This window comes from Ruegeria sp. B1 (assembly GCF_056535885.1).
Window position 1 is genome coordinate 510,383 of record NZ_JBQFJA010000001.1, and the last position, 25,539, is coordinate 535,921.

Below are 25,539 nucleotides of genomic sequence, written 5' to 3' on the forward strand. Positions count from 1 at the left end.
GCCTTCTTATCGGTTGCTGGTGTCGGCCATTGTGGCCGGGACTTGAGGTTAATGAAAGATGCTCTATGTCTCTCGCAGTTCAACCCGCAACGATAGGATCCTTTTGTGCTGGATGAAATTCCACCGCCCAGAAAGCTTACCCTTCCACCTCCTTACACCGAGCATTGGTTGCCGCTTGGCGACGCGTTTGAAGAGGCACAGCGGCGGGCGGAACAGGAAGGCGCAGGTTGCCTGATCTGGCACTACAGCAGCGGCGGCGACGGGCCCGGTCGCCTTGATTTTGCGGTTGTTTTGGAGCCGGAAACACTGGTCGACGATGCGCAGAAAGCGGTGATCATCGGGATGGTGGCACTCGCCGAAGCCGTAGCGGCGCATTGCCCGCCGGAACGGGACGTGCGGTTCGACTGGCCGACAGAGTTGGTTCTGGACGCCGGTCGTCTAGGCGGCATGCGGCTTGCTGTCGCGCCCCGCACAAATAAGGGCGATGTGCCCGATTGGATGGTTCTGGGTGTCGAGTTGATCGCCGACCGAAACCATCTGAGCGATGCGGGGGAGTATCCAAATTCGGTCTCACTGGAAGAAGAAGAGTTTTCTGACCCGCTGGCAATTGTTGAAAGCTTCGCAGCCTATCTGATGCTGAATTTCGACCGGTGGACCCATTCGGGTTTCGCGTCTGTCGCTGCGCTCTACGCTGGGCGCCTGACAACCGACGGAGCCCTGAGTGAGGCTGGTGAACTGGTTCGCGACGGTCAGGTAACGAGCCTGCGCGAAGGTCTTGCCCAAGTCGGCTGGCGGGGCGCCGAAGGTCCGGACCTGTGACACGGTTGCTGCGCACAATTCGGTTGGATAAGTCCGACGGTGTCATATTCGCACCTGCGGCCAATCCCAATGAATGGGCTGTGCCCGGCACATTTATCTTTGCCGGGCGGGCGGTCGATACCATGAGCCGCAAAGAGCAGATCGCCTTCCGGTCGGGCTTGCTGGGGATCACAAGTTTCGGCTGGTCGACACTGGTTGTCGTAACTGAGGCGCGCGGCGATGAACGCTCAGAGGCTGTTGCCGGTCTGGCGCATCAACTGGTGACGCATTTAGGCGCGCCGAGCCTGGAGATTGCGTTGCCCGCAGCCGAAGAGGAATTGGCGCTGTCGGAAGAGCTGTGCCGTGGCCATGACGAGGGCACGCTGATCGCAATTCATCGCCATATTGACGATACGGGCGCGATGCGTGAACAATTCCGGTCTCTGAAACCCAGAGACGAAACCGCATTCTCTGCAGGCTATTTGCAGGGTCATGACCGAGCCTTCCATTTTGTCGAAACCGATGAAGAGGACGGGGTTGCCGAAATCGACCTTGCTGCGATGGGCCGGGGGGAGACACCATAATGAGAGAGTTCTGGGTGGCTTCGGGCCATCAACTGACCCGCCTTGATGAGCGCGCGCGCATGCAGGTGACCGACGAGTTGATACTGGCCTGGTTGGCTCGGCCAGAGATCCTACCGCCGCCAGAGGCCTGCGATGCCGAACGCGCGCTCCACGCCAAACTACTCGCAGCGCCCAAGGCGCCGGTGGATGCTGAGCAGGTCGATGCGATGGCGGATGCCGACGCACAGGAGAACTGGCGATTCCTCTTGCGCCTGCGCGATGTCTTACTGGATGAAGGAAGCATAGAAGCGGGTTATGTGCGGCTGGTACGCGAAGGCATTGCGTTGCCGGTGCTATTCTACAACCAACTGGTCCAGCTTATCCTGCGCAATGCGCTGGAAGGATGCGAGGACACGCGGGTCCTGCGCGCTGGAGAGCTATTCTTCCGGCCTCAGCGCGCATATGTGAACGACGGCGCGTTAATGCTGGCAGACGACGAGCTTGTCGCCGAGATCGAGGCAGACAAGCATGCCGATCCTCTTGGAGCGATGATGAAAGGCGGCCTTGAATCGCTTGACGTGTTGGGGGACGCCAACGGCTGGACCTATTGGAGCCGCTCGGACGCACACACCATGGTTTTGCCCTTCGGGGCGGACCCAAAGGCCCGGGATGCGTTCGGTCGGGTTATCGAAATATGGGTTGAACACTTGCTGGGCCGTAAGGTCACCGTGACTGCCATGACTGAGGTTCCGGATGCGGACCTGCGTTGGTTTGTTGGGCTCGACCCGGTCGGTACCGACATCGGGAACGCGCTCTGGGACGGTGCGGTGCCCAAAAGTACCCTCGTTGGCATCTATGCGTTAGACTTCGCAAGTGAAGAGGGGGTTGAGCCTAGAGCCAAAGGACATCCGGTTTATCTTCTTTTGGGAATGGGCAGCGACAACGTGATCCGATGCAAGCCACAAAACCTTGTCACAAACCTTCCGATTGCGGCCGCAGGCGCGCAAGAGCTGGCGCTCCAACCGGCCGAGGAAACCTGATGCCTCAGCATGTCTTTCGGCTGGGTATTGTGGTCGCATCTCATCCCCCCGCGAACCAGTGGACTGGCCGTATGCCGCGCCCTGTTGCGGTGATGACGGATATTCCAATGATGGCTGCGGGCACTCTGATGTCAGAGCGCGACGGCATCGAAACCACTTATATGGGCGATCACGCTCTAGTGCTCTATTCCGGTGAAACGCGGCACTACATCGACAACCTGACCGCCAAGCGCCCTTCGGTCTGGGTGGCGTTGGACGAAGGCCAGGTGCGTCTGGTTACGGTCGACCCCTACGAAGGCGAGGCGTTGGCAAGTGATCCTGAACGGATCGTCGAAGCCGTGCCGATGCCGTCGGCGTTGGCGGCGCAGCTCGAAGCGTTTATTGCGGAACATCACGTCGAAGAGGTGTTTCACAAACGCAAGCGTGTGCCGGCGACCTCTGCCGATGATCCGCGCGCGCCGCGCATTTTGCAATCCAATCAGAAGTGGGTCACCAGCCGAGGTCGCGCCGGTCGTCCGCCGCGCGGGAAGGGCTGAGATGGCAGAGGATGAGCCAAGGCGAGATGGTGAAGGTGTCCTGAGCGCCTGGTCGCGCCGAAAGCGTGCCGCGCGGAAGGCCGAGGCGTCTCTAGACGATGACACCGTTCAGCCAGCAGCTGAAATCACTGACCCTGAGGTCCAGACAGAGCCAGAGGAGGCAGAGGTTGATGAACAGTATATCGCATCGCTGCCTTCAATTGATGAGATTACCGGCCAGACAGATTTGCAACCGTTTCTGAAGCGGGGTGTGCCCGCGCAATTGCGCAATGCTGCGATGCGCAAGGTATGGCTGGCCAACACACTGATCCGGGATCATGACGATCCAGCGGTCGATTATGCCTGGGACTGGAATGCACCCGAGGGTGTGCCCGGCGCAGGCGGCGCTCTCAATGACGAAGGCGTGTCGAAGATGGTGAAGGATCTGGTCAACCGTGCCAGCCCGGAAGAACCCGAGCAGTTGGCGCACGCCGAAGGGTCAACCGATGGGCAGGCAATGGACGCTGAGGTACAGCCATCCTCCGACACTGATATGGCCGAAACAGATCGCGCAATTGAGGAGACTGGTCCGCCGGCGCCAGCTGTTCGACGCGGCGACAGCGCTGACCCGACAGGAACTGTAGGAACGGATAACTACGATATAGACAAAAGAAAAGTTACAGACGATACGGATGACGAGCCGCTGGCGCGGGCTGCACGACATGGCGGTGCAACTCCAAAAACATAGCTTCGTCTGAAATATCTGATAGGATTTGTCTATCAGGGTCTTTGCCCGTGGAAGAGCCATACCCGAGCGGCTACCTTCAATGCACTAAAATCTGAGATACTCAGGCCAAATGCCAATTGGGGAGTTGAGTGGCATTGACCCAGGTCGTCTACGAAGACACGCGCGAAAATGCAGAAGAGAATGTGCTCCGGGCTCAGCAGTGGTCCTTTCTTGCGCGAATTCTGGCATCTCCTCCCAATTCTGAAATGCTGATGGGCCTTTCCCAGCTCGACGGCGATGATACAGCGCTTGGCCAAGCCTACTGCGTACTTGCGAAGACTGCACGTGACGCGTCTGCGGACGACGTTGCAAATGAGTTCTTCGAGTTGTTTGTGGGCGTTGGTCGTGGCGAGTTGCTGCCCTATGCCTCGTTCTACATCACCGGTTTTTTGAACGAACGTCCGCTTGCCGATCTGCGCCGCGATCTTTCCGTCATGGGGATCGAGCGCGCCAAGGACCGGTTCGAACCCGAGGACCACATTGCCAGCCTGGCCGAAGTTATGGCCGGACTTGCATCAGGGGAGTACGACGCAGCCCCGCTTGGATGCGGCGGCGCGGGCGAGGCCGGTTTTTTTGCGCGCCATCTGGAGCCGTGGGTGACGCAGTTCTTTGACGACCTCGCGGTCTCACCCAGCGCAGAGTTTTATCGTGCGGTTGCTGAGATCGGCAGGACGTTCACCGATGTTGAGATGCGTGCCTTTGAATTGGCGCGCAAAGAGGCCGCGGGCTCACCACGCGGCGCCGCTTAGTAAATCCAGCTTCAGCGGTTGCAAGGAATATCGCGGCGCGACGCCGTCGGAGGAGAAGTTAAGGAGGTCCGCATGCGCGACAAGAAAACAAAACCCATGAAAATGGGTCGGCGAGGCTTTTTCGGCGCAATTGCCGGGGCATCCGTAGGCGTTGTTGCAACAGGATCGGCACGCCCGGCCTTTGCAGATGAGGTGGGCGATGAACGCACGAAGGCCCGGTATCAGGAAACCGATCATGTGCGCGCCTTTTACCGCACCAACCGCTACTACAAGAAGGATTGATCATCGATGCTTGTGAAACGTAGATCCTCTGTTGCTGCACGCGGTGGCCTCCAGTCTTTTGCGAAAAACGTGGCCGCGCGTCCGGTCGACCGTCGCTCTTTCCTTCGTGGGTCAGGCCTTGCCGTTGGCGGTTTGGCGGCTGTTGCTACAGTAGGGAGTGGCACGATGCGGCGGGCCGAAGCCGGCCCGACCGATCACAGCAAGCCGATTGAGATTAAGACCAATATCTGCACCCACTGCTCGGTGGGATGCACCGTGAAAGCCGAAGTTCAGGATGGCGTCTGGGTCGGGCAGGAACCGGCTTGGGAAAGCCCAATCAACCGTGGCACCCATTGCGCCAAAGGCGCATCAGTCCGCGAGCTGGTCCACGGCGACCGCCGCCTGAAATACCCGATGAAGAAAGAGAATGGCAAATGGGTCCGCATATCTTGGGATCAGGCCATCGATGAAATTGGCGGCAAAATGCTGGAGGTTCGTGAGAAGAGCGGCGCGGACTCAGCCTACCTGTTGGGATCGGCCAAATTCTCCAACGAAGGTGCGTATCTCTTCCGCAAGTTTGCAGCGTTCTGGGGCACCAACAACGTCGATCATCAGGCACGTATCTGCCACTCAACCACCGTTGCCGGTGTTGCGAACACATGGGGCTACGGCGCCATGACCAACAGCTACAGCGACATCCGCAACTCGAAGACGATCGTCTTCATGGGGTCGAATGCGGCCGAAGCGCACCCGGTATCCCTGCAGCATATCCTGACGGGTAAAGAGACCAACCGCGCCAACGTAATCGTATTGGATCCACGTTTCACCCGAACGGCGGCACATGCAACGGACTACATCCGGATGCGTCCGGGCACCGACATTGCGGTGATCTGGGGCATTATGTGGCACATCTTTGAAAACGGCTGGGAAGACACAGAGTTCATTGATCAGCGTGTCTGGGGCATGGACCAGATTCGTGAGGCTGTGCAGGCCTATCCGCCGGAAGAGGTGGAGCGCATCACCGGTATTCCGGGCGAAACGCTGCAGCGCGTGGCGCAGACCTTTGCCACCCAAAAACCTGCCACCTTCATCTGGTGCATGGGCGGCACGCAGCACACCGTTGGTACGGCCAACGTGCGCACCTATTGCAACCTGCTTCTGTCCACCGGCAATGTCGGCAATATTGGCAACGGCGCCAACATTTTCCGCGGTCACTGCAATGTGCAGGGCGCAACGGATTTCGGCCTCGATATCGGCTCGCTGCCTTGCTACTACGGCCTGTCCGAGGGCGGCTGGCGTCACTGGTCGCGCGTCTGGGAGGTGCCCTATGAGTATCTCGAAGGCCGCTTTGACGAGGTTCCGGCCAAAGGCGGCCGGGATGCACGTACCCGCAAAGAGAACATGAGCGTTCCGGGCATTCCGTCGACCCGCTGGTTCGACGCCGCCACGCTTGATGCCGAAGAAGTCGATCAGCGCGACAACGTCAAGGCGATGATCGTCTTTGGCCATGGCGGCAACACGGTGCCGCGGATGGGCGCGTCGCTGCAGGGTATGAACGCGTTGGACCTGCTTGTTGTGGCCGACCCGCATCCAACGACCTTCGCCGCGCTGCATGACCGGACAGACAACACGTACCTGTTGCCGATCTCGACCCAGTTCGAGTGCGACGGCAGCCGGACTGCGTCGAACCGTTCGGTTCAATGGGGCGAAAAAGTTGTCGACCCGATCTTTGAAAGCGACAATGACTACGCCGTGATCTACCGCCTCGCGCAGCGTCTTGGCTTCGCAGATGAGATGGTCAAGAACTACGAACTGGTCGATGGCAAGTTCGGTCCGGAGCCGACGGCGGAATCCATTCTGGAAGAGATCAACCGGGGTGGCTGGTCGACCGGCTATACCGGGCAGTCACCGGAACGACTCAAGGCGCATATGCAAAACCAGGGCGCGTTCGACCTGGTCACGTTGCGCGCCTTTGACGATGCGCCGGATGAGGTCAAAGGCGACTACTATGGCCTGCCCTGGCCATGCTGGGGAACGCCGGAACTACGGCATCCCGGAACGCATATCCTCTACAATCCCAACATTCCGGTGGCCGAGGGCGGCGGTGCATTCCGTCCGCGGTTTGGCCTGGATCGCGAGGGTCAGACCTTGCTTGCCGAAGGCAGCTATCCGGTTGGCTCGGATATTGAGGATGGCTATCCGCAATTCACCTATGGCGTGCTGCAAAGCCTTGGCTGGGATGGCGAACTGACCCCGGAAGAGTTGGCCACAATCCAGCGGATCGGCGGCAATGATCCTGAACGGATGGCAGCGGTCAGCTGGTCTCTGGACCTGTCCGGAGGCATTCAGAGGGTGGCGATTTCGCATGGCTGCGTGCCCTTCGGCAACGGCAAGGCGCGAGCGGTTGCCTGGAACCTGCCGGATCCGATCCCAGTTCATCGCGAACCGATCTACAGCCCGCGTCCCGATCTGGTTGCCGACTACCCGACCCGCGAAGACGGACGTCAGTTCCGCGTGCCGAATATCGGTCGAACCATGCAGGACTCGGCGGTTGAACGGAACGTGGCAACCGATTTCCCGATTGTGCTGACATCGGGCCGTCTTGTGGAATTCGAAGGTGGCGGCGAAGAGACCCGGTCGAATCCGTGGCTGGCAGAGCTTCAGCAGGACATGTTCGTCGAGATCAACCCAGCCGATGCCGAGGCCCGCGGGATCACCGACGGCGGCTGGGTCTGGGTGCGCGGCCCAGAAATGGACAGCAAAGCGCGTGTCAAGGCGTTGGTGACCGAGCGCGTTGCGCCGGGAGTGGCCTTCATGCCATTCCATTTCGCTGGGTGGTTCCAGGGCGAAGATCAGCGCGGCAAGTACCCCGAGGGCACCGACCCGATTGTTCTGGGCGAAAGCGTAAACACCGTCACGACCTATGGGTATGACCCGGTGACAGGCATGCATGAAGGCAAGGTGACCCTTTGCCAGATCGCTGCGGCGTAAAGGAGGAAGACAAAAAATGGCAAGGATGAAGTTTCTTTGCGACGCGGATCGCTGCATCGAATGCAACGCTTGTGTAACGGCCTGTAAGAACGAACACGAAGTGCCGTGGGGCATCAACCGGCGGCGTGTCGTGACCATCAATGACGGTCTGCCGGGTGAGCGCTCGGTGTCGATGGCCTGCATGCATTGCACCGACGCGCCCTGCGCGGCTGTATGCCCGGTGGATTGCTTTTACACCACTGATGACGGTGTTGTGCTGCACTCCAAGGACACCTGCATTGGCTGTGGCTATTGCTTCTTTGCCTGCCCGTTCGGTGCGCCGCAATATCCCAAGGTCGGTAACTTTGGCACGCGTGGAAAGATGGACAAGTGCACCTATTGCGCAGGTGGTCCCGAGGCAGACATGACCGAGGCGGAATACGTCAAATACGGCGCCAACCGTCTGGCAGAAGGTAAGTTGCCAATCTGCGCCGAGATGTGCTCGACCAAGTCCCTGTTGGCCGGTGATGGCGACATCATCGCCGACATTTATCGCGAGCGCGTGGTGACGCGTGGCTACGGTTCGGGTGCTTGGGGTTGGCGCAGCGCCTATGGCGAAACTGTCAATGTGTAAGAGGGAAGGAAGCGAAACGATGACAACATCATCACTCACGGCTCGTATCGCCGCCATCCTCTGTTTCGGTCTGGTCGCGCTCTTTGCGTTGCCACAGTTGGCCGAAGCGCAGCAGGTTAACCCGACGGCGCAATCTGTGACCGAGGAAACGCTGATGCAGGCGTTGAACCCGGATGGGCAGGTCGCAGGGCGGGTGTCGATCCCTGACGGCCTGTCGGCCGGACTGATTAAACCCGGCAACAAGGACTGGGCCTCAACTCACGGGGGCCCGGTCCGTGTGGTTACAATCCTCTCGCTTGTCGGGATTTTCGCGGTTCTGATCGCGTTCTACATGATCCGTGGCAAGATCCGTATCGATTCCGGTCGTTCGGCGATCAAGATCTTGCGGTTCAACAGCTTTGAGCGGTTCGCGCATTGGCTAATGGGCGTGTCGTTCATTGTGCTGGCATTGACGGGTTTGAATCTCGTTTTTGGCAGGGCGGTTATCCTGCCGCTCTTTGGCGAAAACGCGTTTGGAACCCTGTCAGCATGGGGAAAAATTACTCATAACTACATGGGCTTCGCCTTTATGCTGGGTCTGATCATGGTGTTCCTGACATGGGTGGCGCACAATATCCCCAACAAGCTGGATGTGCAGTGGATCAAACAGGCGGGTGGCTTGTTTTCCAAAGGCGTTCACCCGCCAGCCAAGAAGTTCAACGCCGGGCAGAAAGTCATTTTTTGGTCCGTCGTCTTGGGCGGTGCGGCACTGTCGTTTACCGGCGTGATGTTGCTGTTCCCCGATTGGGCGGGCGGTGAAGGCACCTGGCAGCTCTATCAAGTTCTGCATGGCATAATCGCAGCTCTGCTGACGGCCGTTGTTATCGCGCATATCTACATCGGCTCGGTTGGCATGGAAGGGGCCTTCGATGCGATGGGATCGGGCGAGGTGGACCTGAACTGGGCCAAAGAACACCATTCGCTTTGGGTTGAGGAAGTTCAGGAAGAAAACGAACAACAACCCGCAGGTGACAAGAAACTGCACCCGGCCGAGTGAGACACCTCAGGAATATGGTCGGCGGGGCGACCCCGCCGACGATTTCATATATCGCACCTACCCAATCTAGAAAGACCGCTTGGTGCGATTTCAGAGAATACAAATGACAATGACTGAAGACGATCAGCTATCCGCGGCCCGCACGGCGCTTGAGGGTATCTTACTGCCCGACGGCGCACCGTTGCTGGTTGCGGACAAGGTCTCCGGTCCGATTATCGCTTGCGGTCGTGTGACCCTGGCGATATCGATCACGGAAAGCGAAGCTGCGGCCTATAAGGAAACACGATCCCGCGCCGAGGCGGCCTTGCGGTCTGCGCCCGGTTGCGAAGAAAGCATCGTCGTTCTGACCGGAGAGAAGCCTGCAACCCAACCGCCGCCGCAACTGAAGTCGGCCGATGCCGGTCCCAAGACCCCGCCGCCGGTTCTTGCCGGGGTCAAACACGTGATCGCGGTCGCTTCGGGAAAGGGCGGAGTTGGCAAATCGACCACGTCTGTCAACCTGGCGCTGGGTCTCCGGGCATTGGGCCTGAAGGTCGGGATCATGGATGCTGACATACACGGCCCCTCGTTGCCGACACTTCTGGCGCTGCATGGCCGACCGCGCGTCGGATCGGATCGCCGTCTCAAACCGATGCAGTCCCATGGTCTGTACGCGATGTCGATGGGCATGCTGGTCGATGCCGAAACTGCGATGATCTGGCGGGGGCCGATGGTGATGTCGGCGATTACCCAGATGCTGGCCGAGGTTGACTGGGGTGAGTTGGACGTTCTGATCATCGACATGCCCCCGGGCACCGGAGACGCCCAGCTTGTAATCGCGCAAGGTACAGACTTGTCCGGCGCGGTCATCGTGTCCACCCCGCAGGATCTGGCGTTGATCGACGCCCGCAGGGGCATTGCGATGTTTCGCAAGGTTGACGTGCCAATCCTCGGGGTCATCGAAAACATGGCCCATTTCTTGTGCCCTGATTGCGGATCCAGGCACGAGATTTTTGGCGCCGGAGGCGCACAGGAAGAAGCCAACCGGATGGGCGTGCCCTATCTCGGTGCTGTGCCGCTGACGATGGAGTTGCGGAAGGCATCCGACAACGGCCAGCCAATTGTGGCCCGGGACCCTGATGGCGCGATTGGATCGACCTACGTCGGCATGGCCCGGACATTGTGGAACGCGCTGGCATCCACACCCGAAGAAACCCCAAGACTTCAGTTAGGAGTGTAACCCATGAAAGCTTTCGTCGCCTCTCTGGCCATTTGCCTGGTCGTGGCAATCGGTGCGGCCTATGTTCTGAACGGAAACTTTCAGGCCGATGCACATAGCGAATTCACCACCGAGGGCGCTCGGGTCGACAAACCCGGTGACAATCTGATCAACTACTGAGCCGGGCAGCCGTCTGCAATGGCGTTGCGTCTCATCCTATCTCTTACTTTGGGGGTTGGTGTCCATTCACTGCCGGTTTTTGCACAGGACCTTCGCGGACATGGGGGGCCTGTGCGCGCGCTTGCCCACCTGGATGGTAGGATCTACTCAGGCTCCTTCGACACCCGCGCAATCGTTTGGGATGGCCCCGTTGCGCGCCAGGTCACCCGCGCGCACACTGGTGGGGTGACAGCCGTGCTCGCTTTGCCTGATGGGCGGTTTGTTTCGGGAGGTCAGGATGGCAAAGTGGCAATTTGGGATGACGGGGCCGAACCTGTCTGGTTAGAACAATTGCATGCGATGCCTGTTGCCGACCTTGCATTATTGTCTGATGGGTTCGCTTCTGCCTCTTGGGACGGTCAAATAGCGCTTTGGCGGGGAACAGAACCTCCCGAATATCTAACGGGCCACGATGGTCAGGTTACCGGTCTGGTGGCTTTTGACGACGGGCTTGCAAGCGTGGGGTCGGACCTTCGTCTTCGAATTTGGCGCAATGACGGTTTGGCCCGTTCAGTGCTAGACTTGCAGGCTCTGCCCGCAGATCTAGCGACCGATGGCCAGTCTCTGTTCGTGGCCGGATCCGACGGGTTCGTGGCGCGCGTCGCGCCTGATGTCCAAAACGCTAAGATCGAACTCACCACTCGGCCACTGACGAGTATTACGGCGGGTCGTAGCGCTGTTGTTGCCGCAGACATGACCGGCCAGGTCTGGGTGCTAGACCCGGAGACACTAGAGGTTCGAGCGCGCTTCGATACTGGTCAGGGCGCGGTTTGGGCAATCGCTCTGCTCGAATCAGAGATCCTGACAGGTGGCAATGATGGATTTATTCGTCGATGGTCCCTGTCGGGTGACCCAATGGGTGCTGGCTCCGGAACACCTGAGCCGACCTTGACCAATCCAAGAGGGGCCGAAGTGTTCCGCGCCTGCGCGGTTTGTCACGCATTGACACCGGATGATGAGGGACGCGCCGGTCCCACACTCTATCGCGTCTTCGGTCGGATGATCGGAACGGCAGAAGGCTACGACTACTCTCCAGCGCTGCGCGAGATGGACATCATCTGGACGCCGGAAACCGTGGCAGAGCTTTTTGAGTACGGTCCGACAGCATACACGCCAGGTAGCCGAATGCCTGAACAGAAAATACCGAGTGCGTCAGACCGGCAGGCACTTGTCGAGTTTCTCGCCCGGGCCGCGCGGTAGAGGGCGACCGGCATGGAAATCTTTTTGGCCACGAAGAATAGCCTTGACGGAGGCGATGGGTGGTCGGACCTGGTTGTGTTGCAAGCTTTTGACCATTGACCTTTGTGGCGTCAGCGCCTGTGTGGCGAACGGCATTATCCAATTGAAGGTTGGTCCACGATTTCTTTCAAAGGCGCACAGTATCCGAAAGACGTGATCTTGTTCGCAGTCTTCTTTTACGTCCGCTACGGTGTTTCCTATCGAGACCCAGAAGAAATCATGGCCGAGCGTGGTGTTTCGGTAGACCACACCAGATTGAACCGATGGGTAACACGGTATTCGGATCTGTTGCAAACTTTTGGCTGTTGACGCTCGTAGGCGCTGCGAGTGAATGGCTATCGGTGTTTTCAGGCCGAGAGTCGGCCCATGATCTCTTTCAAAGGCGCGCAATATCCGAGGGACGTGATCCTGTTCGCGGTGTTCTTTTATGCTCGATCGCAGGTTCAACCAAAACTCAAGGTATTTCTTGCCAAACCCGACGCAGTTGAACAAGATATCTGGCGCAGAACTGCCGTCTCGAAAAGACCCAATCGAAGTTGGGTCACAAACGTCCAGAACGGCAGTCTATATGCCATCTTTTTCGAGGGGTTTTAGGGCATTAGCGTTAATGTCAATGGCCAGGACGCGCGTCCTGCGCCGTCATGGCCAGCAGCGAAGCGCTACCGATGCCTTGTCCGGCGGCGGTGACGAGGCAGGTTTTGCCTCAAGTCTACGCATGGTTTTGTCCTTGTTTCCGACCGTAGAGGCGGCGCATATTTTGGGTAAGCAGGGCGTTGCGCTCTCCGCCATCCAAACCTTCAAGAAGGCGATGAGTTGTGTCGACCCAAGCTCGATAGCAAGCGCTTTCCAGAAGAATCGGATGATCGCTGCCCCAGATCAGCCGATCCGCTCCGAAGACCTTGGTAAGCGTGTCAAAAACGCGGTCGTGAAAGGCCGCATCCATGCTTTGCGCTGTTAGGCCCGACAATTTGCATGATACGTTGTCCAAGGCCTGAGACAGTTCAAGGTCTGTGACCAATGCCTCAAAGTTTCCAGGCGTCGGCTTGGTGGCATGATTGATGATGATCGGCATCTCGCCGTGTCGCCATGCAATGGCCAGGAGCCCCGGCAAGCGATGAGGCAACAAGAGCGCTTCAAAAACGAGACCAGAGGCTGCGACGGCGTCGATCCAACGTGCAAAATCTGCTTCGTCCAGCCAGTTCGGTCCACGCCAAACGCCCTCCATTTGGCGGATACCGACAAGCCTCCTGTAACCGCGAACCCGGCGCAAAGCGGCCTCCGGGTTGGGTCCGGGCAGATCAATCCCGCCGGTGACCCCGGAGACCCAATCGTATCCGCGCGCCTGTTCTTGCAGCCATTGCGCCTCAGCCTCGCTCGGCGCGACCTGAACGGCGATGACTTCAGTGACAGGCGTGCCTTCGATCGCGCCCGCAAATTCCTCCGGCAGGAAATCGCGATAAATCTCAGCGCGGTGGTGGTTCAACCACCCGCAAGTGAACGTTGCCATCGCGAAGCAGATGGAGGTCATGTACACCCACACCCGTTATATGCAGCACGGTATTCTGAATTTCGCCGAGACCCTGTTGGACACGTTCGAGCCCGATATCGGCCATGCCATGTTCACCTGCACCGGGTCCGAAGCCAACGATCTGGCCCTAGGCATGGCCAAACATCATACCAGCAATCATGTTGGATCGTGCTGTTCGAAAACTTCGGCCTGACTGTCTGTACTTTGACAGGGCAACCAAATCGCTTCTGCATTCGGTTTGGCCGTGGTGATGATACGATCCAAGAAGCGCGGTCTGGGCGATGGTGTGGCCGAGGTAGGCGTAGCGATCGTTTGATCTATCGAGTGTTGTTTGTGCTCAAATCTCTGTGGCTGTTTGTTTTGCATCGAATTGCGGTTGGTTAGAGCGTTCGGAGGTCTTTATTTACGGGCCGGGGTCATGTACTGACCCCACGCGTACTGCGCGTTTTTGGCACCCGGGAGTCGATATCAGATATGAAGCAAAATCCGATACACGACGGATACTTCAGCCCCGGCTCTGGGCCTGTGAATGATGCTGCCGGAGACAGCACGATCGACCTGCCTACATTGGTGGGCATGTTGTGGCGCGGCAAGTGGATCATTGCCCTGGCGACCGCCGCAGCGGTTTTAGTCGGAGTGTATTACGCGTTTGTTGCTGCTGTTCCTTTGTACCGATCCACCGCCGTGGTCATGCTGGAGACCGAACAGACCAGCGTTATTGATCTTCAAAGCGTCGTGAGCGGTCTGGCCGGAGACACGACCGAGGTCAATTCAGAGCTTGAGGTGCTGCAGTCTCGGAACCTGATGGGCAAGGTTTCGGACAAATTGGAGCTCGAGGCGGATCCCGAGTTCAACGCGGCGCTTCGGCCGGTCTCGGCAATCGACGCGGCAAAAGAACTCCTGAAATCCCTACTTGGCACTGGGAGTACTCCAGACCAAGAGCCGGAGGAGTTGGCCGAACAGCGCACCCGGGACAGCGTGATCACGGCGCTTCTCCGGAAAGTGTCGGTGCGCAACGTGCGGCAAAGCTTTGTCTTCGAGGTGACGGTCGAGACGGAATCGGCGCAGAAATCGGCGTTGATCGCGGACACGATTGTCGAGCTTTATGTGCTGAACCAGATCGAAGTGAAGCTTGGAGCCACCGAACAGGCAACCGCATGGCTGACCGACCGAGCGGCCGAGTTGCAGGTCGAACTGGAAACCGCAGAGGCGAAGGTCAACGAGTTTAACGCGACAACGGCTCTGACCTCGCCGGAGGCATTGCAATTGCAGGAAATCCAGCTGAAAGAGTTGCGCGAACGCAGCATGTCGGCCGAGGAAACCCGGGTGGCTGCGCAGGCCCGCTACGACACATTGGTGGCCGCGGATGACCGCGCGGCACAGGCCGAAGCCGGCCAAGATCAGCAGCTGCGGCGTCTCTATGCGCAAATTGGGGCCTCTGACACCGATGAGGCCGCATTCGACACCGCTTTTCAGCGCCTCGTCGCACGAACAGCGCTTGAGGCGCGGCGGGCGGCACAGCAAGTTCAGGCTCTGACGCAATCCGCCGAAGATCTGGATCGGCAGATCGCGCTACAGAATGCAGATCTGATCACCTTGCAACAATTGGCACGCGAAGCTGAAGCGGTTCGGTTGCTGTATGAGTATTTCCTCGCCCGCCTGAAAGAGACCGCAGTGCAAGAAGGAATCCAAAAAGCAGATAGCCGACAGCTTTCACGTGCCGTGATCCCCGACAGTCCAACCTCACCGCGCAAGGCGTTGGCTTTAGCACTTTCGGGCGTTCTGGGCGCTATGCTGGGGGCGGGCATCGTGCTGCTGGCAGAGGCGCAGCGCAAAGGCTACCGCTCCGCGCGCGAGTTGGAGCGCAAGACCGGGTATAGCGTGCTGGGCCAGATCCCGACCTTTCCCGCCAGCGGACGCCGCAAAGTTCTGGAGTATCTCGCTGCCAAACCGTCCTCGGCAACGGCCGAGGCTGTACGCAACCTGCGCACCTCGCTGATGCTGTCCAATGTGGACAGCCCCCCGCAAGTTGTGGTGATAACGTCTTCGCTGCCGGGTGAAGGCAAGACGACAAACGCGTTGGCACTGGCGCAGAACTTTGTCGGAATCGGGAAAAAGGTCCTGCTGATCGAAGGCGATATTCGGCGCCTGACAATGACGGCGCACCTAAAAGGCGTGCCTCAGAAGGGGATCGTGTCAGTTCTGGCGGGGGATACCACCGCACAAGAGGCAATCTTTCAGGACCCGCTGCTGGGCTGTGACCTTCTAGCTGGCAAGAAAACCTCAGCCAATGCCGCGGATCTGTTTGCCTCAGAGCGGTTCCGGCAGTTTCTGGGCGACATGCGCAGGCTGTACGAAGTCATTCTGATTGACACACCGCCCACCCTGCTTGTGTCCGACGCGCGTCTGATCGCGCGAAACGCCGATGCGGTGCTTTTGACCGTCAAATGGAACGACACGTCTGAACAAGACGTCACCGAAGCCATGCGCCTGTTTCACAACGATAACCAGCGCCTCACCGGCCTTGTTCTATCACAAATCAACGCCCGAAGCGCGAAGCACTACGGTTATTCACACGGCAACTACGCAAACAAATACTACAGTAACTAAAGGTAAAAATCGATCAAACGCGAAACAAACAGAGCGCTGAAAAAGCACCCCGTTTAGTTTTAGTTGAACCCAGGGTTCAGTTGGTGCTGACTGTGCTTGTGGTACTGTTGGTTGACCCACCGCCACTGGCGACCGCCACACCTACTACGGCTGCAGCTACGCCAAGGGCCGGCGCAACAAGCGGCACAAAGCCAGTCACGCCAGCCGCAGCCGTACCTGCGGCTGCTGCACCAGCAGCGCCACCTCCGGCACCGCCTGCGCCAGCCTGAACCGCACCTGCAGCGCCAGCATCCTGCGCATGAACGCTTGTCGCTGAAAGAACCAGCATGAGAAGTGTTGTTCTGATCATCTGGAATCTCCAAAATTCGATCCTGCTCAATCGATACCACAGCGAACGGAACCTGAGAATACTGGGGGCACAAAAGTGAGAAAAAATTTATCAATTTGGATTTTTTCACTTCACAAGTATTGACGGCTCGTCAACCACGTTTTGTCACAGTGGGTTTACGTACAGCGTGAACCGAAGCGGTCATGAAGGGGTCCAACTGGATGCTGGATACTCGATTTCCTTACGCGTATATCCAATGTACTCGATGGCCGTGGAAGCTTGTCTGAGAGCGCTGCATCCGGTGTACATAAACGAAGCTCTGGGTTGGCGGCCACAGATAAGCCAATGAAAATGCCCGCATATAATGTCTCCAAAAAGTGAGCAACCGGGGTAACCCGTCCTTCTGAAAGCCATAGATATGCGCGTTCAGTTTGTCCGGACGCCCAAGCAAGATAGACTCATGGATAGCGCCGCTAAAATGCCGAGACGCAACAGGTTCACGAGCGGGGCGTGCACGATCTTTGGTGCGGTCAAACTGAGCTGAAGACTATTCAATGTGGTAATTAGCGTGCATTTGCCTCAAATGACTCGGGACGCGGATCATTGCGTCAAAGACGGTATCCCCAATACCCTTATGTATTTACACTCTTAAACAATGAACCACGTGGGTTGCTTAAGGTCCGGACATTATGGGCCGACGGTGATAAATTCAGGTTCGCCACCGCTCAGGCAAACCGCGCTCAGCACACCGGTTGCGTAAGCACCTGTATCGATTGAAATACGCCCTTGCCGCGCGGTCGCAAGCTCGACAATAGTGTGTCCGTATACAACCCAGACACCGTCCTGGCGGTCTGTTGTCTGGAAATCGGGATGGCCCCACATAAGTGTTTTGTCAGATTGTTGATCCACCGGTGCGCCTGGATCAGCACCGGCGTGTGTCACAAGGACGTTGCCAGAATAATCATAGGTCGGCAGCTCGTCGAGCCACTGGATCAATGACCCGCCCATCGACTCAACCATGCTGTCACGGCAATCGATTAGTTCTGCTTCGCTCATCTCGGTACGCGCACCGCCCACACCAAACGAGGCCAAGGTTTGAAGACCTCCATAACGCAGCCATCGGAAACCGTTCTGTACCGGATCATGTATGAAACTCAGCAACATGTCTTCGTGGTTACCCTTCAGACAGGTGAAATCTGCTCGGTCACTTATCAGGCGCAGCACCTCTGCGCTGTTCTCGCCACGATCAATGTAATCGCCGTCCAAAACAATCCGATGATCCTGGGGCACCTGCGGCAACAGTTTCTCGAGATGCGCAATGCAGCCATGGACGTCGCCAATCACGCAGATCGGGCTGGTCGGCGATGGCGTTTCAAATGAAGCGCGCCGCCCAAAGCGTTGAAACAGCGATGACAGCACGCCGACTAAACCTCCTGTCTGGGTCATTGCGACCCGTGAAAACACGGCAAAAGGGTCGCCACCCATTGGAATCAGGGCGTGATATCCTCACTTGGCGGTCTGAGCAAGCCCCGCCTCAGCCCGGGCAGCAGGTCGGAATTCCCATTCGAATAGACCCATGGGCTGTGTGCGGACCTATCGCGTTTTTATCCGGATTGCAGGCGCGATGATGAGATCCGGAAGCGCGGTTTGCGCAATAGTGGCGGGGATAGGCGCAGGGACCGATTGGAACGTAGCACCCAGGATCAGGCTCGGCGGTACTGCTCGGCTTGAGTTGGTGTTGAGACCGCTCGCAATCTTGTTTCTCAACCAATTTGAAAAGACGGTTATGTCCAGATTTGACGAGATCGTTCACGAATGCGACGCGCTTTCCGGCAGCGTCTGTAACTAGTTTGCCGCCGCGTTGATAGGTGTTGTCAACAGAGACGGTGTGATCTGGCTGATGGTTCTACCCCATCGCGTCACCGGGTTTTCCGCGATGAAGATGATGTCGTTGGTGCGCAGTTCGAATTGAGCAGCGAGTGTCAGGTGCGCTGCATTTCGGGTGTCGAGGTGCCAGGCTGTAATGGCGCCAAATTCGCGCGGATCTTGAGCAGCGCGTAGAACGTAAACCTCTGAGGCATCGCCGGTTTCCTTGGCCACACCGCCGCCAGTGTCATACAGCGCGTCGGCCAGGGTGGCCCTATGGTTGAAAGGCAAGGCATAGCGCCCCTGGGTGCGGACCTCGCCAGACAGATAGACATAGTCGCGGTCGACGGCATCCAGTTCGAGAGATTGGACGAAGTTGTCCCGGCGTTCGGCAAGGTCATCGCGACGCAGGTTCACGGCGAGATTCAGCTCTTGCAGGTCGGTCTGACGAGCTTCCAGCACGACATTGCGCAGCTGAATCTGCTGGGCAAAGTAGCGTTCGGCGCGATCCAGATCATAGTCGGTGTCGACAAAAACCGAGTCATTTGCGATCAGGTTGAGGTTTTGCAATGCGGTCCGCGAATAGAGATCTTCAAGCGGGATCTGATACACCTGACCGTTGCGATAAATGCGGACCGAGCTGTTGTCGATATTGCTGACCGAAACAGACCCTGCCGCCGACAAGGCCTCACCCAGTGTCAGTTGCGTCAGCGTAATCGGCTGAACGCCGGGATTGCCAACGGCACCGCCCACCGACACACGTCGCGAGTTGAACTCGGCGATCTCAAGGCTGAAAGTCGGGTCGATCTGGTTCTCCACCAGGCGCTGGAACAGCAGGGCCTCGGCCTCATCCACGGTCAGGCCGACCAACCGGACACGCCCGACGTCGGGAATGTTGATCGAGCCATCATCCTGCACGGTATAGCCATTGCGGCTGTTTTGCACAGCCAGCAGGGCGGACAGTTCTCCGGCGGTGCCTTGGGTGGAGGGGGTTGATAGCACCAGAACGTCGCCGACACCGATGGTGTAAGGACCCGAAGTCACCTGCGGCGGCGGGTCCAGTTGCAGTCCGGCACGCGATCCACCCTGAGTGGAAGGCGCTTCGGGAAGCGCGCCGGCACCCGGTATGCTGGTGCTGGATCCGGAACCGGCTGACAGGCCGAACACCGGGGGCAGGGTTTTGGGAGAATAGGGCGAACGGTTAGCCACCAGGACAGTTTCCGGCGTCACCGGGACAACGCGGACGTTGCCCGCATCTGAAACTCCGGCGGTGACCGATGGGCTGCGATAAATGGTCGAGCATCCAGCGGTCAGAACAGCCAGGGCCAGCACACTCAGGAGAAGTAGGATATGGCGCACGATACGTCCTTCGTTGCGTAAAATCTTAGCCGTCATGGGGAACCGTCTTTATGACCATGTTGCCCAGAAAATCGCCTGTCCATTGCGAGGATTGCACAATGCGACCGGTGCTGCTCCGCACCCAATAAACGTTGGTGAAGCGTTCCGTGACGCCGTAGCATTGTTCCCTCCGTTTTTCCGCTGAGACTGGGTGGCCGCGCAGCTGAACGGTCTCGGAACCCAGCGAGGTGATCTGGCATTTATAGGCGTGCAACTCGATCTCAGAATTGCCGTTGAGAAAGCTGTGGAACCGTTCGACCTCACCCGCGCCACCGCCCAGGATCAGACGGACACTCTGGCTGACGTCAGAGCCCTCCATTCCGCCGCCAAAACCTTTGGCTGAGGTCAGCATACCTTGCTTCAGCGTAATGGTTGCCCCATCCGCAGTCAGCCAAGTCTGCACGCCAGCGCGCTCGGTCTCCAGCAGCATAATGCCGCTGAGATCGCGCGAGGGGAAACCAACCTCAAGCCGGGGCGGGACCGGGCGGCGGGCGGCCAATGCCTCGGCCCGCGGGTGAAACCGGGGTGCATTGGGCAACAGCGTGCCCTTGAGCAGGTCGACATCCTCCTGCGTTGCACCGCACGACATCAGAAGCAGGGCCAGGCAAGCGAAACGCATTCCTTTCATCGCCAAAACCTCGCCCAACTGCGGGACAAATCCTGTGACCGGGCCTCACGCGTCACTTCGTAAAGGCGATTGCGCACATGTAGCCGCGCGCCGCCATCCCGCAGAGTGGGGCGGATGGTCTGGCTGATCTTGTTGCGCGACGGACGCCCGGTCAGCCACGAGATCGGGATTTCCAGCCGGATGCCCTTGTCGAACGAACCTTCGCCGAAATCCGCAGAGCTTACATTTGTCAGGGTAAAGAATGCCCCGACCTTGAAGCCGTTGCTGAACTCGCGATCCAACGCGAAGGTGGCACCATAGTCACCAGCCAGATAACGCCCGACATCGACCTGCGCGTGGTAATCGCCTGGCAGGTCGTAATAGGCCGAGACATGGCCAGTGGCCACGGAATAGTCCTGAAAACCAAACAGAACATCATAATCACGTTGGGCCACATAGTTGGCCTCGATCCCGAGGGCCAGACGGCTGTCGTTGGGATACCAGAGCAGCTCAGTCGAGAGCCCGCCAAACATGGTCTCAAGATAACCCAGCGTGGTGCGGGCATAGAAGTTTTCGGCCGGACGCCACATGTACTCAGCGGTCATATGCTCGATACGAAGATTGGAGTCACGGGCATAGATCGCCCAATCCGAGCGCACATGCGGCAATGGGGAATCTGAAACGCGCGTGCTGTCATCCAGGGTGCTGAGGATCGGCTGGCGCAACCCGGTCGACAAGGTGAAGCCGGGCGACAGGGTGTAATCAACTCCCAGCGCGGCCCCTACCTCGTATCGCAGCGGGTCGTCAGGGTCGAAGAACGAGAAGTTCAGATAAGGCCCAAGCCGGTACGAGAAATGTGGATATACATCGCTGAGGATGCCCCCCTCGACCAGCGGGATCGTGTCCGAAACCTCGGCGCGGGCAAAGCTGCGCCAGGCATTATCGGGGTCATGTTCCAGATCGTAAAGGTCGTCACGATTGACGCGCACTGCGCTGAGCGGCACGCCGTTCGACATCAGCGCGATGTCGAAGTGCTTTGTCTCGGGTGGCTGTTCATTGGCCAGCACGCGGGCCGTACGTCCAAGGGCTTGGGCCGCCTGGCCATAGGTGTTGTTCTCGACTCCGACCCGGACGGTCTCGCCGGTCTCAGACAGGTAGACCAGTCGCAACCCTTCCTGATCTAATGCGACTTGCATTCGGTTCCGAATGTCGTCGGTTCCAAGGTTTGCTGTTGCCGCCGCGACCTGGGATCTTGGCTGCAAGGGCGGCGGTGCCGAGCCCTGTCCGCCGGGGACCACCGATCTGCGCGGATCAACAAAATAGCCGTAGGTCAGCCCAAGTGTGTTGCCATACAGGATTGAGGCCTTCAGTTGCGATCCGTTCCGAAACCGATACTGAGCGCCGACATTGATGGCGGACTCAACCCTGAAGCTGTCATTGACGGCTTCCTGCGTGTATAGATCGGGAGAATATTCAGCCAGGAAAGTCAGTTGGTCATTGAACTGCCAGCTGACTCCACCGAACAACGCGGCGTCGCCGCGAAACCAATTGCTGAATTCCACTTGACCGCCCGTGCCGCTTGAGTTCGAGCGTGGACGGGTATCAAACCGGCCGCCGAATATGCCCAGCGGATTCGAAAACGCGCCGCGCCCGGCCATACGCCCCCAGCCAATGCCACCGGTCAGCTTGAATCGGTCCCGAAGTGTTTTTGTGGCCACGAAGTACTCGGCTGCATACACACCGGTGCCGCCAAAGTCACGCAAACCCATGACGATGCCAGGACTGTGTTTGCTCTCTTCAAGCAGCCTGAAATGGACGTCGAAGCTGCGGTCATAAAGCGTGCCATCGGGACCGTTGAAATCCTTGATCACTGCGTAGCGGAAGCTTCCATTGACCCAGGGCAACATTTGAAAGGTCATCGTCGCCCGACCGGTATTCCTAAACGCGGCGGTGGTGAACACAAGCATGCCATCGTCGAACATTTCGGCGGTGGGAATTTCAAGCAGGCCCGGCGTACCATAGGTCGAAACAGACTGCGCCTGCGCCATGCTCGTCGCAACTGCGCACGCCAAGGTCAACAGGCCTTTCCGCGCCTGAGGTTTTGCCCGGATCTTCAAATCACGCCCCGCTACGTCGCAACATGACAGCAAGGGTCCGCCAGACGATGCGGGTTTCCATCGCCAGACCCGCGTTGGCAATGTAATACAGATCCGCCTGTACCTTACGACGGGTCGCGTCTGTTCCCTCGATGTAGCCCAACTCAACCTGAGCCCAGCCGCTGATCCCGGGGCGCACACCGTGCCGCTCTTGGTATCCCGGCACTTGCGTTAGGTAATTGCGGGCATGTTCGATATAGTCTGGACGAGGGCCCACAAGGCTCATTTCGCCTTTGATTACATTGATAATTTGCGGCAATTCATCAAGGCGGGATTTGCGCAGAAATCGGCCAACCGGAGTAATCCTGTCCTCCTCCAGCGGGCAATCCGCACTGCGCTCAATCTTGCCGGCCGGACGCATTGAGCGAAACTTGTAAGCCGTGAATGGTACGCAGTTTCGACCCATCCGCTCCTGCGAGTAAAACAGTGGCCCCTTGTTCCAAAACGGGTTCAGGATCAGCAGGGTAACACCGCACAGCACCGCGAGCGGTAGCAGGAATAAAGTACTTGCGAGAAGATCAAACGTCCGCTTTGCCAGTTTGAATGTGACGCAAGGTGTAACCGATGCAGAACGAGGACAAACCTCAGATACGAGGTCTTTCCGGTCAGGCAAATTATCATCAAACATCGCCACTCAACAACCCTGATATGATCGCCTGTTGAACGCCGTCATGCGCGATCTCGATTGAACCTAATATAGTCAATTTGACTATTTAGGATGATCGGAATTGTCAACGAGTATCTGAGAAGAATGGTGGAGTGCCCATTCGAAAAAAGGATATGTGAAAATCTACCAATGAGCCGAAGATAACCGCAAAGGTGAAAACAGATCACATTGAATTTTACAGGGGTAGCATCCCGCGAGCATCAAGCAGGCTAAGCCCCAGCGTCCGCTTCCGAGGAGAAGGGGCCTTCAGATCTCAGTAAAAACGGTCTTCTCTGAACGTTTGAGAAATACAGTTGCTAGAATGAAAACAAAGGCCGGCAGCAAGCAGATCGAGAACAAGTCTCCGGCACGGCACGGGCGAACCCCAAGCCTGAGGCTCTGAACCGGGCGCTGGTCCGACACTGGCGTCACCGTCACCGGACGTGACACAGCCAGGCTCATTCCTCCTGCGAGCCGCATGTAGTTAAGTCGGCTCTGTCACAAACTTCTGACGGTTGACGGTCTCGTGGTTAGCGGCCGAATGACTTCCGGTCTTATGCAGTTACAGGCCCACTCATGACGTCCTTCACGCGATCCCGAAAGATCGGCTGATCCTGTCCAGCGTCATTCTTCCTTTGCTCACCAAGTGCAGTGAACTGTGTTGCGACCACCGATCATCCGCAACGGTTCTCAAAATCCAGATCCGCCGGAACCTATCTCGGGCTGACCTCCCGGTGTCACCAATCAGGCAATACCGATTATGGCGGTAGAATATCGAAGCGCGGCGATCCCATGCTGCAATCTAAGCTCTATGGAGCGGCCTGTAGTTTCTGATGCGCCAGCAGCCACCTGCCGCCGGCCCCGAACAGGATCGCTACAACCGCCACTTTAAAACAAAGGACGCCGCCAGATGTAACAACCGGCGGCGTCCAGAGTTCCACGTCATGTTCAAAACGCAATCAGTAGCGGTAATGCTCGGGCTTGTAGGGGCCTTCGGGCTTCACACCGATATAGGCGGCCTGGTCGCTATCCATCTGGGTCAGTTTTACACCGATGCGGTCAAGATGTAGACGCGCCACTTTCTCATCCAGATGCTTGGGCAGGATGTAGACCTCGTTTTGGTACTCGTCGCCCTTGGTGAACAGCTCGATCTGCGCCAGAACCTGGTTGGTGAACGAGGCCGACATCACGAAGGATGGGTGGCCGGTGGCGTTGCCGAGGTTCAGCAGACGGCCTTCGGACAGAAGGATAATGCGGTTACCCGAGGGCAGCTCGATCATATCCACCTGTTCCTTGATGTTGGTCCACTTGTGGTTCTTTAGATTGGCCACCTGAATTTCATTGTCGAAGTGACCGATGTTGCCGACGATGGCCATGTCCTTCATCGCGCGCATATGCTCGATGCGGATCACGTCCTTGTTGCCGGTGGTGGTGATGAAGATATCAGCTGTGTCGACGACGTCTTCCAGAATCACAACTTCAAATCCGTCCATTGCGGCCTGCAGCGCGCAGATGGGATCGACCTCGGTGACCTTCACGCGGGCACCCGCGCCACGCAGCGAAGCGGCCGAACCTTTGCCCACGTCGCCATAGCCGCAAACGACCGCGACCTTGCCGGCCATCATAGTGTCGGTCGCGCGGCGGATGCCGTCGACCAGCGATTCCTTACAGCCGTATTTGTTGTCAAATTTCGACTTGGTAACGCTGTCATTCACATTGATCGCGGGGAACGGCAAGTGGCCGTCTTTCACCAGCTGATACAAACGGTTCACGCCGGTGGTGGTTTCCTCGGACACGCCCTGGATCTGATCGCGCATCTTGGTGAACCAACCCGGAGAGGCCGCCATCCGCTTGGCGATTTGGGCCTTGATCACCTCTTCCTCTTCCGAAGACGGTACAGGGATGATGTCCTCACCCGCCTCGGCACGAGCGCCCAGCAGGATGTACAGTGTCGCATCGCCGCCATCGTCCAGAATCATGTTGGGTCCGTCCGCGAACAGGAAGGATTTGTCCAGGTAATCCCAATGCTCCTCCAGAGTCTGGCCTTTGATTGCGAAGACCGGGATACCGGCCTCGGCAATCGCAGCAGCCGCGTGGTCCTGGGTTGAAAAGATGTTGCACGATGCCCAGCGCACATCCGCGCCCAGCGCCACAAGCGTCTCGATCAGAACGGCTGTTTGGATGGTCATATGCAGCGAACCGACAATGCGCGCGCCCTTCAAGGGCTTGGTTTCGCCATATTCCGCGCGCAAGGCCATCAGGCCCGGCATTTCAGTTTCAGCAATATCCAGTTCCTTGCGGCCGAACCCGGCCAGTGAAATGTCTTTAACGATATAGTCCCCGGCCATCAGGTGCTCCACTCCGGTAAATCTCAGTCCGGGCTGCCCCTAG

Annotated in this window: 24 protein-coding genes and 2 pseudogenes; 18 read left to right on the top strand and 8 right to left on the bottom strand. The window is 58.2% G+C overall.

Annotated elements, in window-relative coordinates; translation table 11 throughout:
* The first annotated feature begins 105 nt into the window (after positions 1-105).
* The 15 genes and pseudogenes from ACR3ES_RS02510 to ACR3ES_RS02580 form a co-directional block, all read left to right on the top strand.
* Positions 106-819: a biotin/lipoate--protein ligase family protein gene (locus ACR3ES_RS02510; RefSeq protein WP_170431636.1), complete on the top strand. Its 714-nt coding sequence runs from the start codon at positions 106-108 to the stop codon at positions 817-819.
* Positions 816-1,382, top strand: a complete 567-nt coding sequence (locus ACR3ES_RS02515; protein WP_170431634.1) for a DUF6505 family protein — start codon at positions 816-818, stop codon at positions 1,380-1,382. Before ACR3ES_RS02510 ends, ACR3ES_RS02515 begins: the two co-directional genes overlap by 4 nt.
* Complete coding sequence (locus tag ACR3ES_RS02520) at positions 1,382-2,401, top strand: DUF6352 family protein (protein ID WP_480424745.1); 1,020 nt, start codon at positions 1,382-1,384, stop codon at positions 2,399-2,401. The genes ACR3ES_RS02515 and ACR3ES_RS02520 overlap by 1 nt, the downstream gene beginning before the upstream one ends.
* The gene (locus ACR3ES_RS02525; protein WP_170431631.1) at positions 2,401-2,937 is read left to right on the top strand and encodes a DUF3305 domain-containing protein; all 537 of its coding nucleotides are present in this window, start codon (positions 2,401-2,403) and stop codon (positions 2,935-2,937) included. The genes ACR3ES_RS02520 and ACR3ES_RS02525 overlap by 1 nt, the downstream gene beginning before the upstream one ends.
* Position 2,938: 1 nt before the next feature.
* A complete protein-coding gene (locus ACR3ES_RS02530) occupies positions 2,939-3,664 on the top strand; it encodes a DUF3306 domain-containing protein (protein ID WP_170431628.1) in 726 nt (241 codons plus the stop codon).
* Between the two features lie 128 nt (positions 3,665-3,792).
* On the top strand, positions 3,793-4,452 hold the full coding sequence (locus ACR3ES_RS02535) for a TorD/DmsD family molecular chaperone (RefSeq protein ID WP_480424747.1): 660 nt from the start codon (positions 3,793-3,795) through the stop codon (positions 4,450-4,452).
* Positions 4,453-4,524: 72 nt separating this feature from the next.
* Positions 4,525-4,734 (top strand): hypothetical protein, encoded by a 210-nt coding sequence (locus ACR3ES_RS02540; RefSeq protein ID WP_170431626.1) that lies wholly within the window; start codon positions 4,525-4,527, stop codon positions 4,732-4,734.
* Positions 4,735-4,740: 6 nt separating this feature from the next.
* Positions 4,741-7,704: a formate dehydrogenase subunit alpha gene (locus ACR3ES_RS02545; RefSeq protein ID WP_170431624.1), complete on the top strand. Its 2,964-nt coding sequence runs from the start codon at positions 4,741-4,743 to the stop codon at positions 7,702-7,704.
* Between the two features lie 16 nt (positions 7,705-7,720).
* The gene (fdh3B, locus tag ACR3ES_RS02550) at positions 7,721-8,317 is read left to right on the top strand and encodes a formate dehydrogenase FDH3 subunit beta (protein WP_170431622.1); all 597 of its coding nucleotides are present in this window, start codon (positions 7,721-7,723) and stop codon (positions 8,315-8,317) included.
* 19 nt (positions 8,318-8,336) lie between these two features.
* Complete coding sequence (locus ACR3ES_RS02555) at positions 8,337-9,353, top strand: formate dehydrogenase subunit gamma (protein WP_170431620.1); 1,017 nt, start codon at positions 8,337-8,339, stop codon at positions 9,351-9,353.
* A gap of 103 nt (positions 9,354-9,456) precedes the next feature.
* The gene (locus ACR3ES_RS02560; RefSeq protein ID WP_480424750.1) at positions 9,457-10,572 is read left to right on the top strand and encodes an Mrp/NBP35 family ATP-binding protein; all 1,116 of its coding nucleotides are present in this window, start codon (positions 9,457-9,459) and stop codon (positions 10,570-10,572) included.
* A gap of 3 nt (positions 10,573-10,575) precedes the next feature.
* Positions 10,576-10,731 carry a hypothetical protein gene (locus tag ACR3ES_RS02565; protein ID WP_170431616.1) on the top strand — a complete coding sequence of 52 codons (156 nt, stop codon included), beginning with the start codon at positions 10,576-10,578 and terminating at the stop codon, positions 10,729-10,731.
* Positions 10,732-10,842: 111 nt separating this feature from the next.
* Positions 10,843-11,970, top strand: a complete 1,128-nt coding sequence (locus ACR3ES_RS02570) for a c-type cytochrome (RefSeq protein ID WP_170431614.1) — start codon at positions 10,843-10,845, stop codon at positions 11,968-11,970.
* A gap of 141 nt (positions 11,971-12,111) precedes the next feature.
* Positions 12,112-12,291 (top strand): annotated as a pseudogene (locus tag ACR3ES_RS02575) (IS6 family transposase); the annotation flags it as partial.
* Positions 12,292-12,375: 84 nt separating this feature from the next.
* A pseudogene (locus ACR3ES_RS02580) lies at positions 12,376-12,444 on the top strand (IS6 family transposase); the annotation flags it as partial.
* Positions 12,445-12,718: 274 nt separating this feature from the next.
* Here ACR3ES_RS02580 and ACR3ES_RS02585 read toward each other — a convergent pair.
* Positions 12,719-13,537, bottom strand: a complete 819-nt coding sequence (locus ACR3ES_RS02585) for an amidohydrolase family protein (protein ID WP_170431611.1) — start codon at positions 13,535-13,537, stop codon at positions 12,719-12,721.
* On the opposite strand from ACR3ES_RS02585, the gene ACR3ES_RS02590 reads away from it, so the two are divergent.
* Both ACR3ES_RS02590 and ACR3ES_RS02595 read left to right on the top strand, forming a co-directional pair.
* Positions 13,536-13,730: an aminotransferase class III-fold pyridoxal phosphate-dependent enzyme gene (locus ACR3ES_RS02590; protein ID WP_170431609.1), complete on the top strand. Its 195-nt coding sequence runs from the start codon at positions 13,536-13,538 to the stop codon at positions 13,728-13,730. The two genes, ACR3ES_RS02585 and ACR3ES_RS02590, sit on opposite strands and share 2 nt — an antisense overlap.
* Positions 13,731-14,011: 281 nt before the next feature.
* The gene (locus tag ACR3ES_RS02595; protein WP_170431608.1) at positions 14,012-16,147 is read left to right on the top strand and encodes a polysaccharide biosynthesis tyrosine autokinase; all 2,136 of its coding nucleotides are present in this window, start codon (positions 14,012-14,014) and stop codon (positions 16,145-16,147) included.
* A gap of 76 nt (positions 16,148-16,223) precedes the next feature.
* Here ACR3ES_RS02595 and ACR3ES_RS02600 read toward each other — a convergent pair whose 3' ends face one another.
* The 6 genes from ACR3ES_RS02600 to ACR3ES_RS02625 all read right to left on the bottom strand — a co-directional run bounded on the left by ACR3ES_RS02600 (position 16,224) and on the right by ACR3ES_RS02625 (position 23,130).
* Positions 16,224-16,496, bottom strand: coding sequence for a hypothetical protein (locus ACR3ES_RS02600; protein WP_170431607.1), 273 nt, complete (start codon positions 16,494-16,496; stop codon positions 16,224-16,226).
* A gap of 666 nt (positions 16,497-17,162) precedes the next feature.
* On the bottom strand, positions 17,163-17,921 hold the full coding sequence (locus ACR3ES_RS02605) for a metallophosphoesterase (RefSeq protein WP_170431606.1): 759 nt from the start codon (positions 17,919-17,921) through the stop codon (positions 17,163-17,165).
* Positions 17,922-18,320: 399 nt separating this feature from the next.
* On the bottom strand, positions 18,321-19,736 hold the full coding sequence (locus tag ACR3ES_RS02610; RefSeq protein ID WP_170431605.1) for a polysaccharide biosynthesis/export family protein: 1,416 nt from the start codon (positions 19,734-19,736) through the stop codon (positions 18,321-18,323).
* The gene (locus ACR3ES_RS02615; protein ID WP_170431604.1) at positions 19,726-20,358 is read right to left on the bottom strand and encodes a YjbF family lipoprotein; all 633 of its coding nucleotides are present in this window, start codon (positions 20,356-20,358) and stop codon (positions 19,726-19,728) included. Before ACR3ES_RS02615 ends, ACR3ES_RS02610 begins: the two co-directional genes overlap by 11 nt.
* A 5-nt stretch (positions 20,359-20,363) precedes the next feature.
* Entirely contained in the window at positions 20,364-22,463 is a 2,100-nt protein-coding gene (locus ACR3ES_RS02620; RefSeq protein WP_480634683.1) for a YjbH domain-containing protein, read from the bottom strand.
* A 1-nt stretch (position 22,464) separates the two neighbouring features.
* Positions 22,465-23,130 carry a sugar transferase gene (locus ACR3ES_RS02625; RefSeq protein WP_170431603.1) on the bottom strand — a complete coding sequence of 222 codons (666 nt, stop codon included), beginning with the start codon at positions 23,128-23,130 and terminating at the stop codon, positions 22,465-22,467.
* 669 nt (positions 23,131-23,799) lie between these two features.
* On the opposite strand from ACR3ES_RS02625, the gene ACR3ES_RS02630 reads away from it, so the two are divergent.
* Entirely contained in the window at positions 23,800-23,982 is a 183-nt protein-coding gene (locus ACR3ES_RS02630; RefSeq protein ID WP_170431602.1) for a transposase, read from the top strand.
* Positions 23,983-24,107: 125 nt separating this feature from the next.
* On the opposite strand, the gene ahcY is transcribed toward ACR3ES_RS02630, so the two are convergent.
* Positions 24,108-25,496 carry an adenosylhomocysteinase gene (gene ahcY / locus ACR3ES_RS02635; RefSeq protein ID WP_170431601.1) on the bottom strand — a complete coding sequence of 463 codons (1,389 nt, stop codon included), beginning with the start codon at positions 25,494-25,496 and terminating at the stop codon, positions 24,108-24,110.
* Between the last annotated feature and the right edge of the window lie 43 nt (positions 25,497-25,539).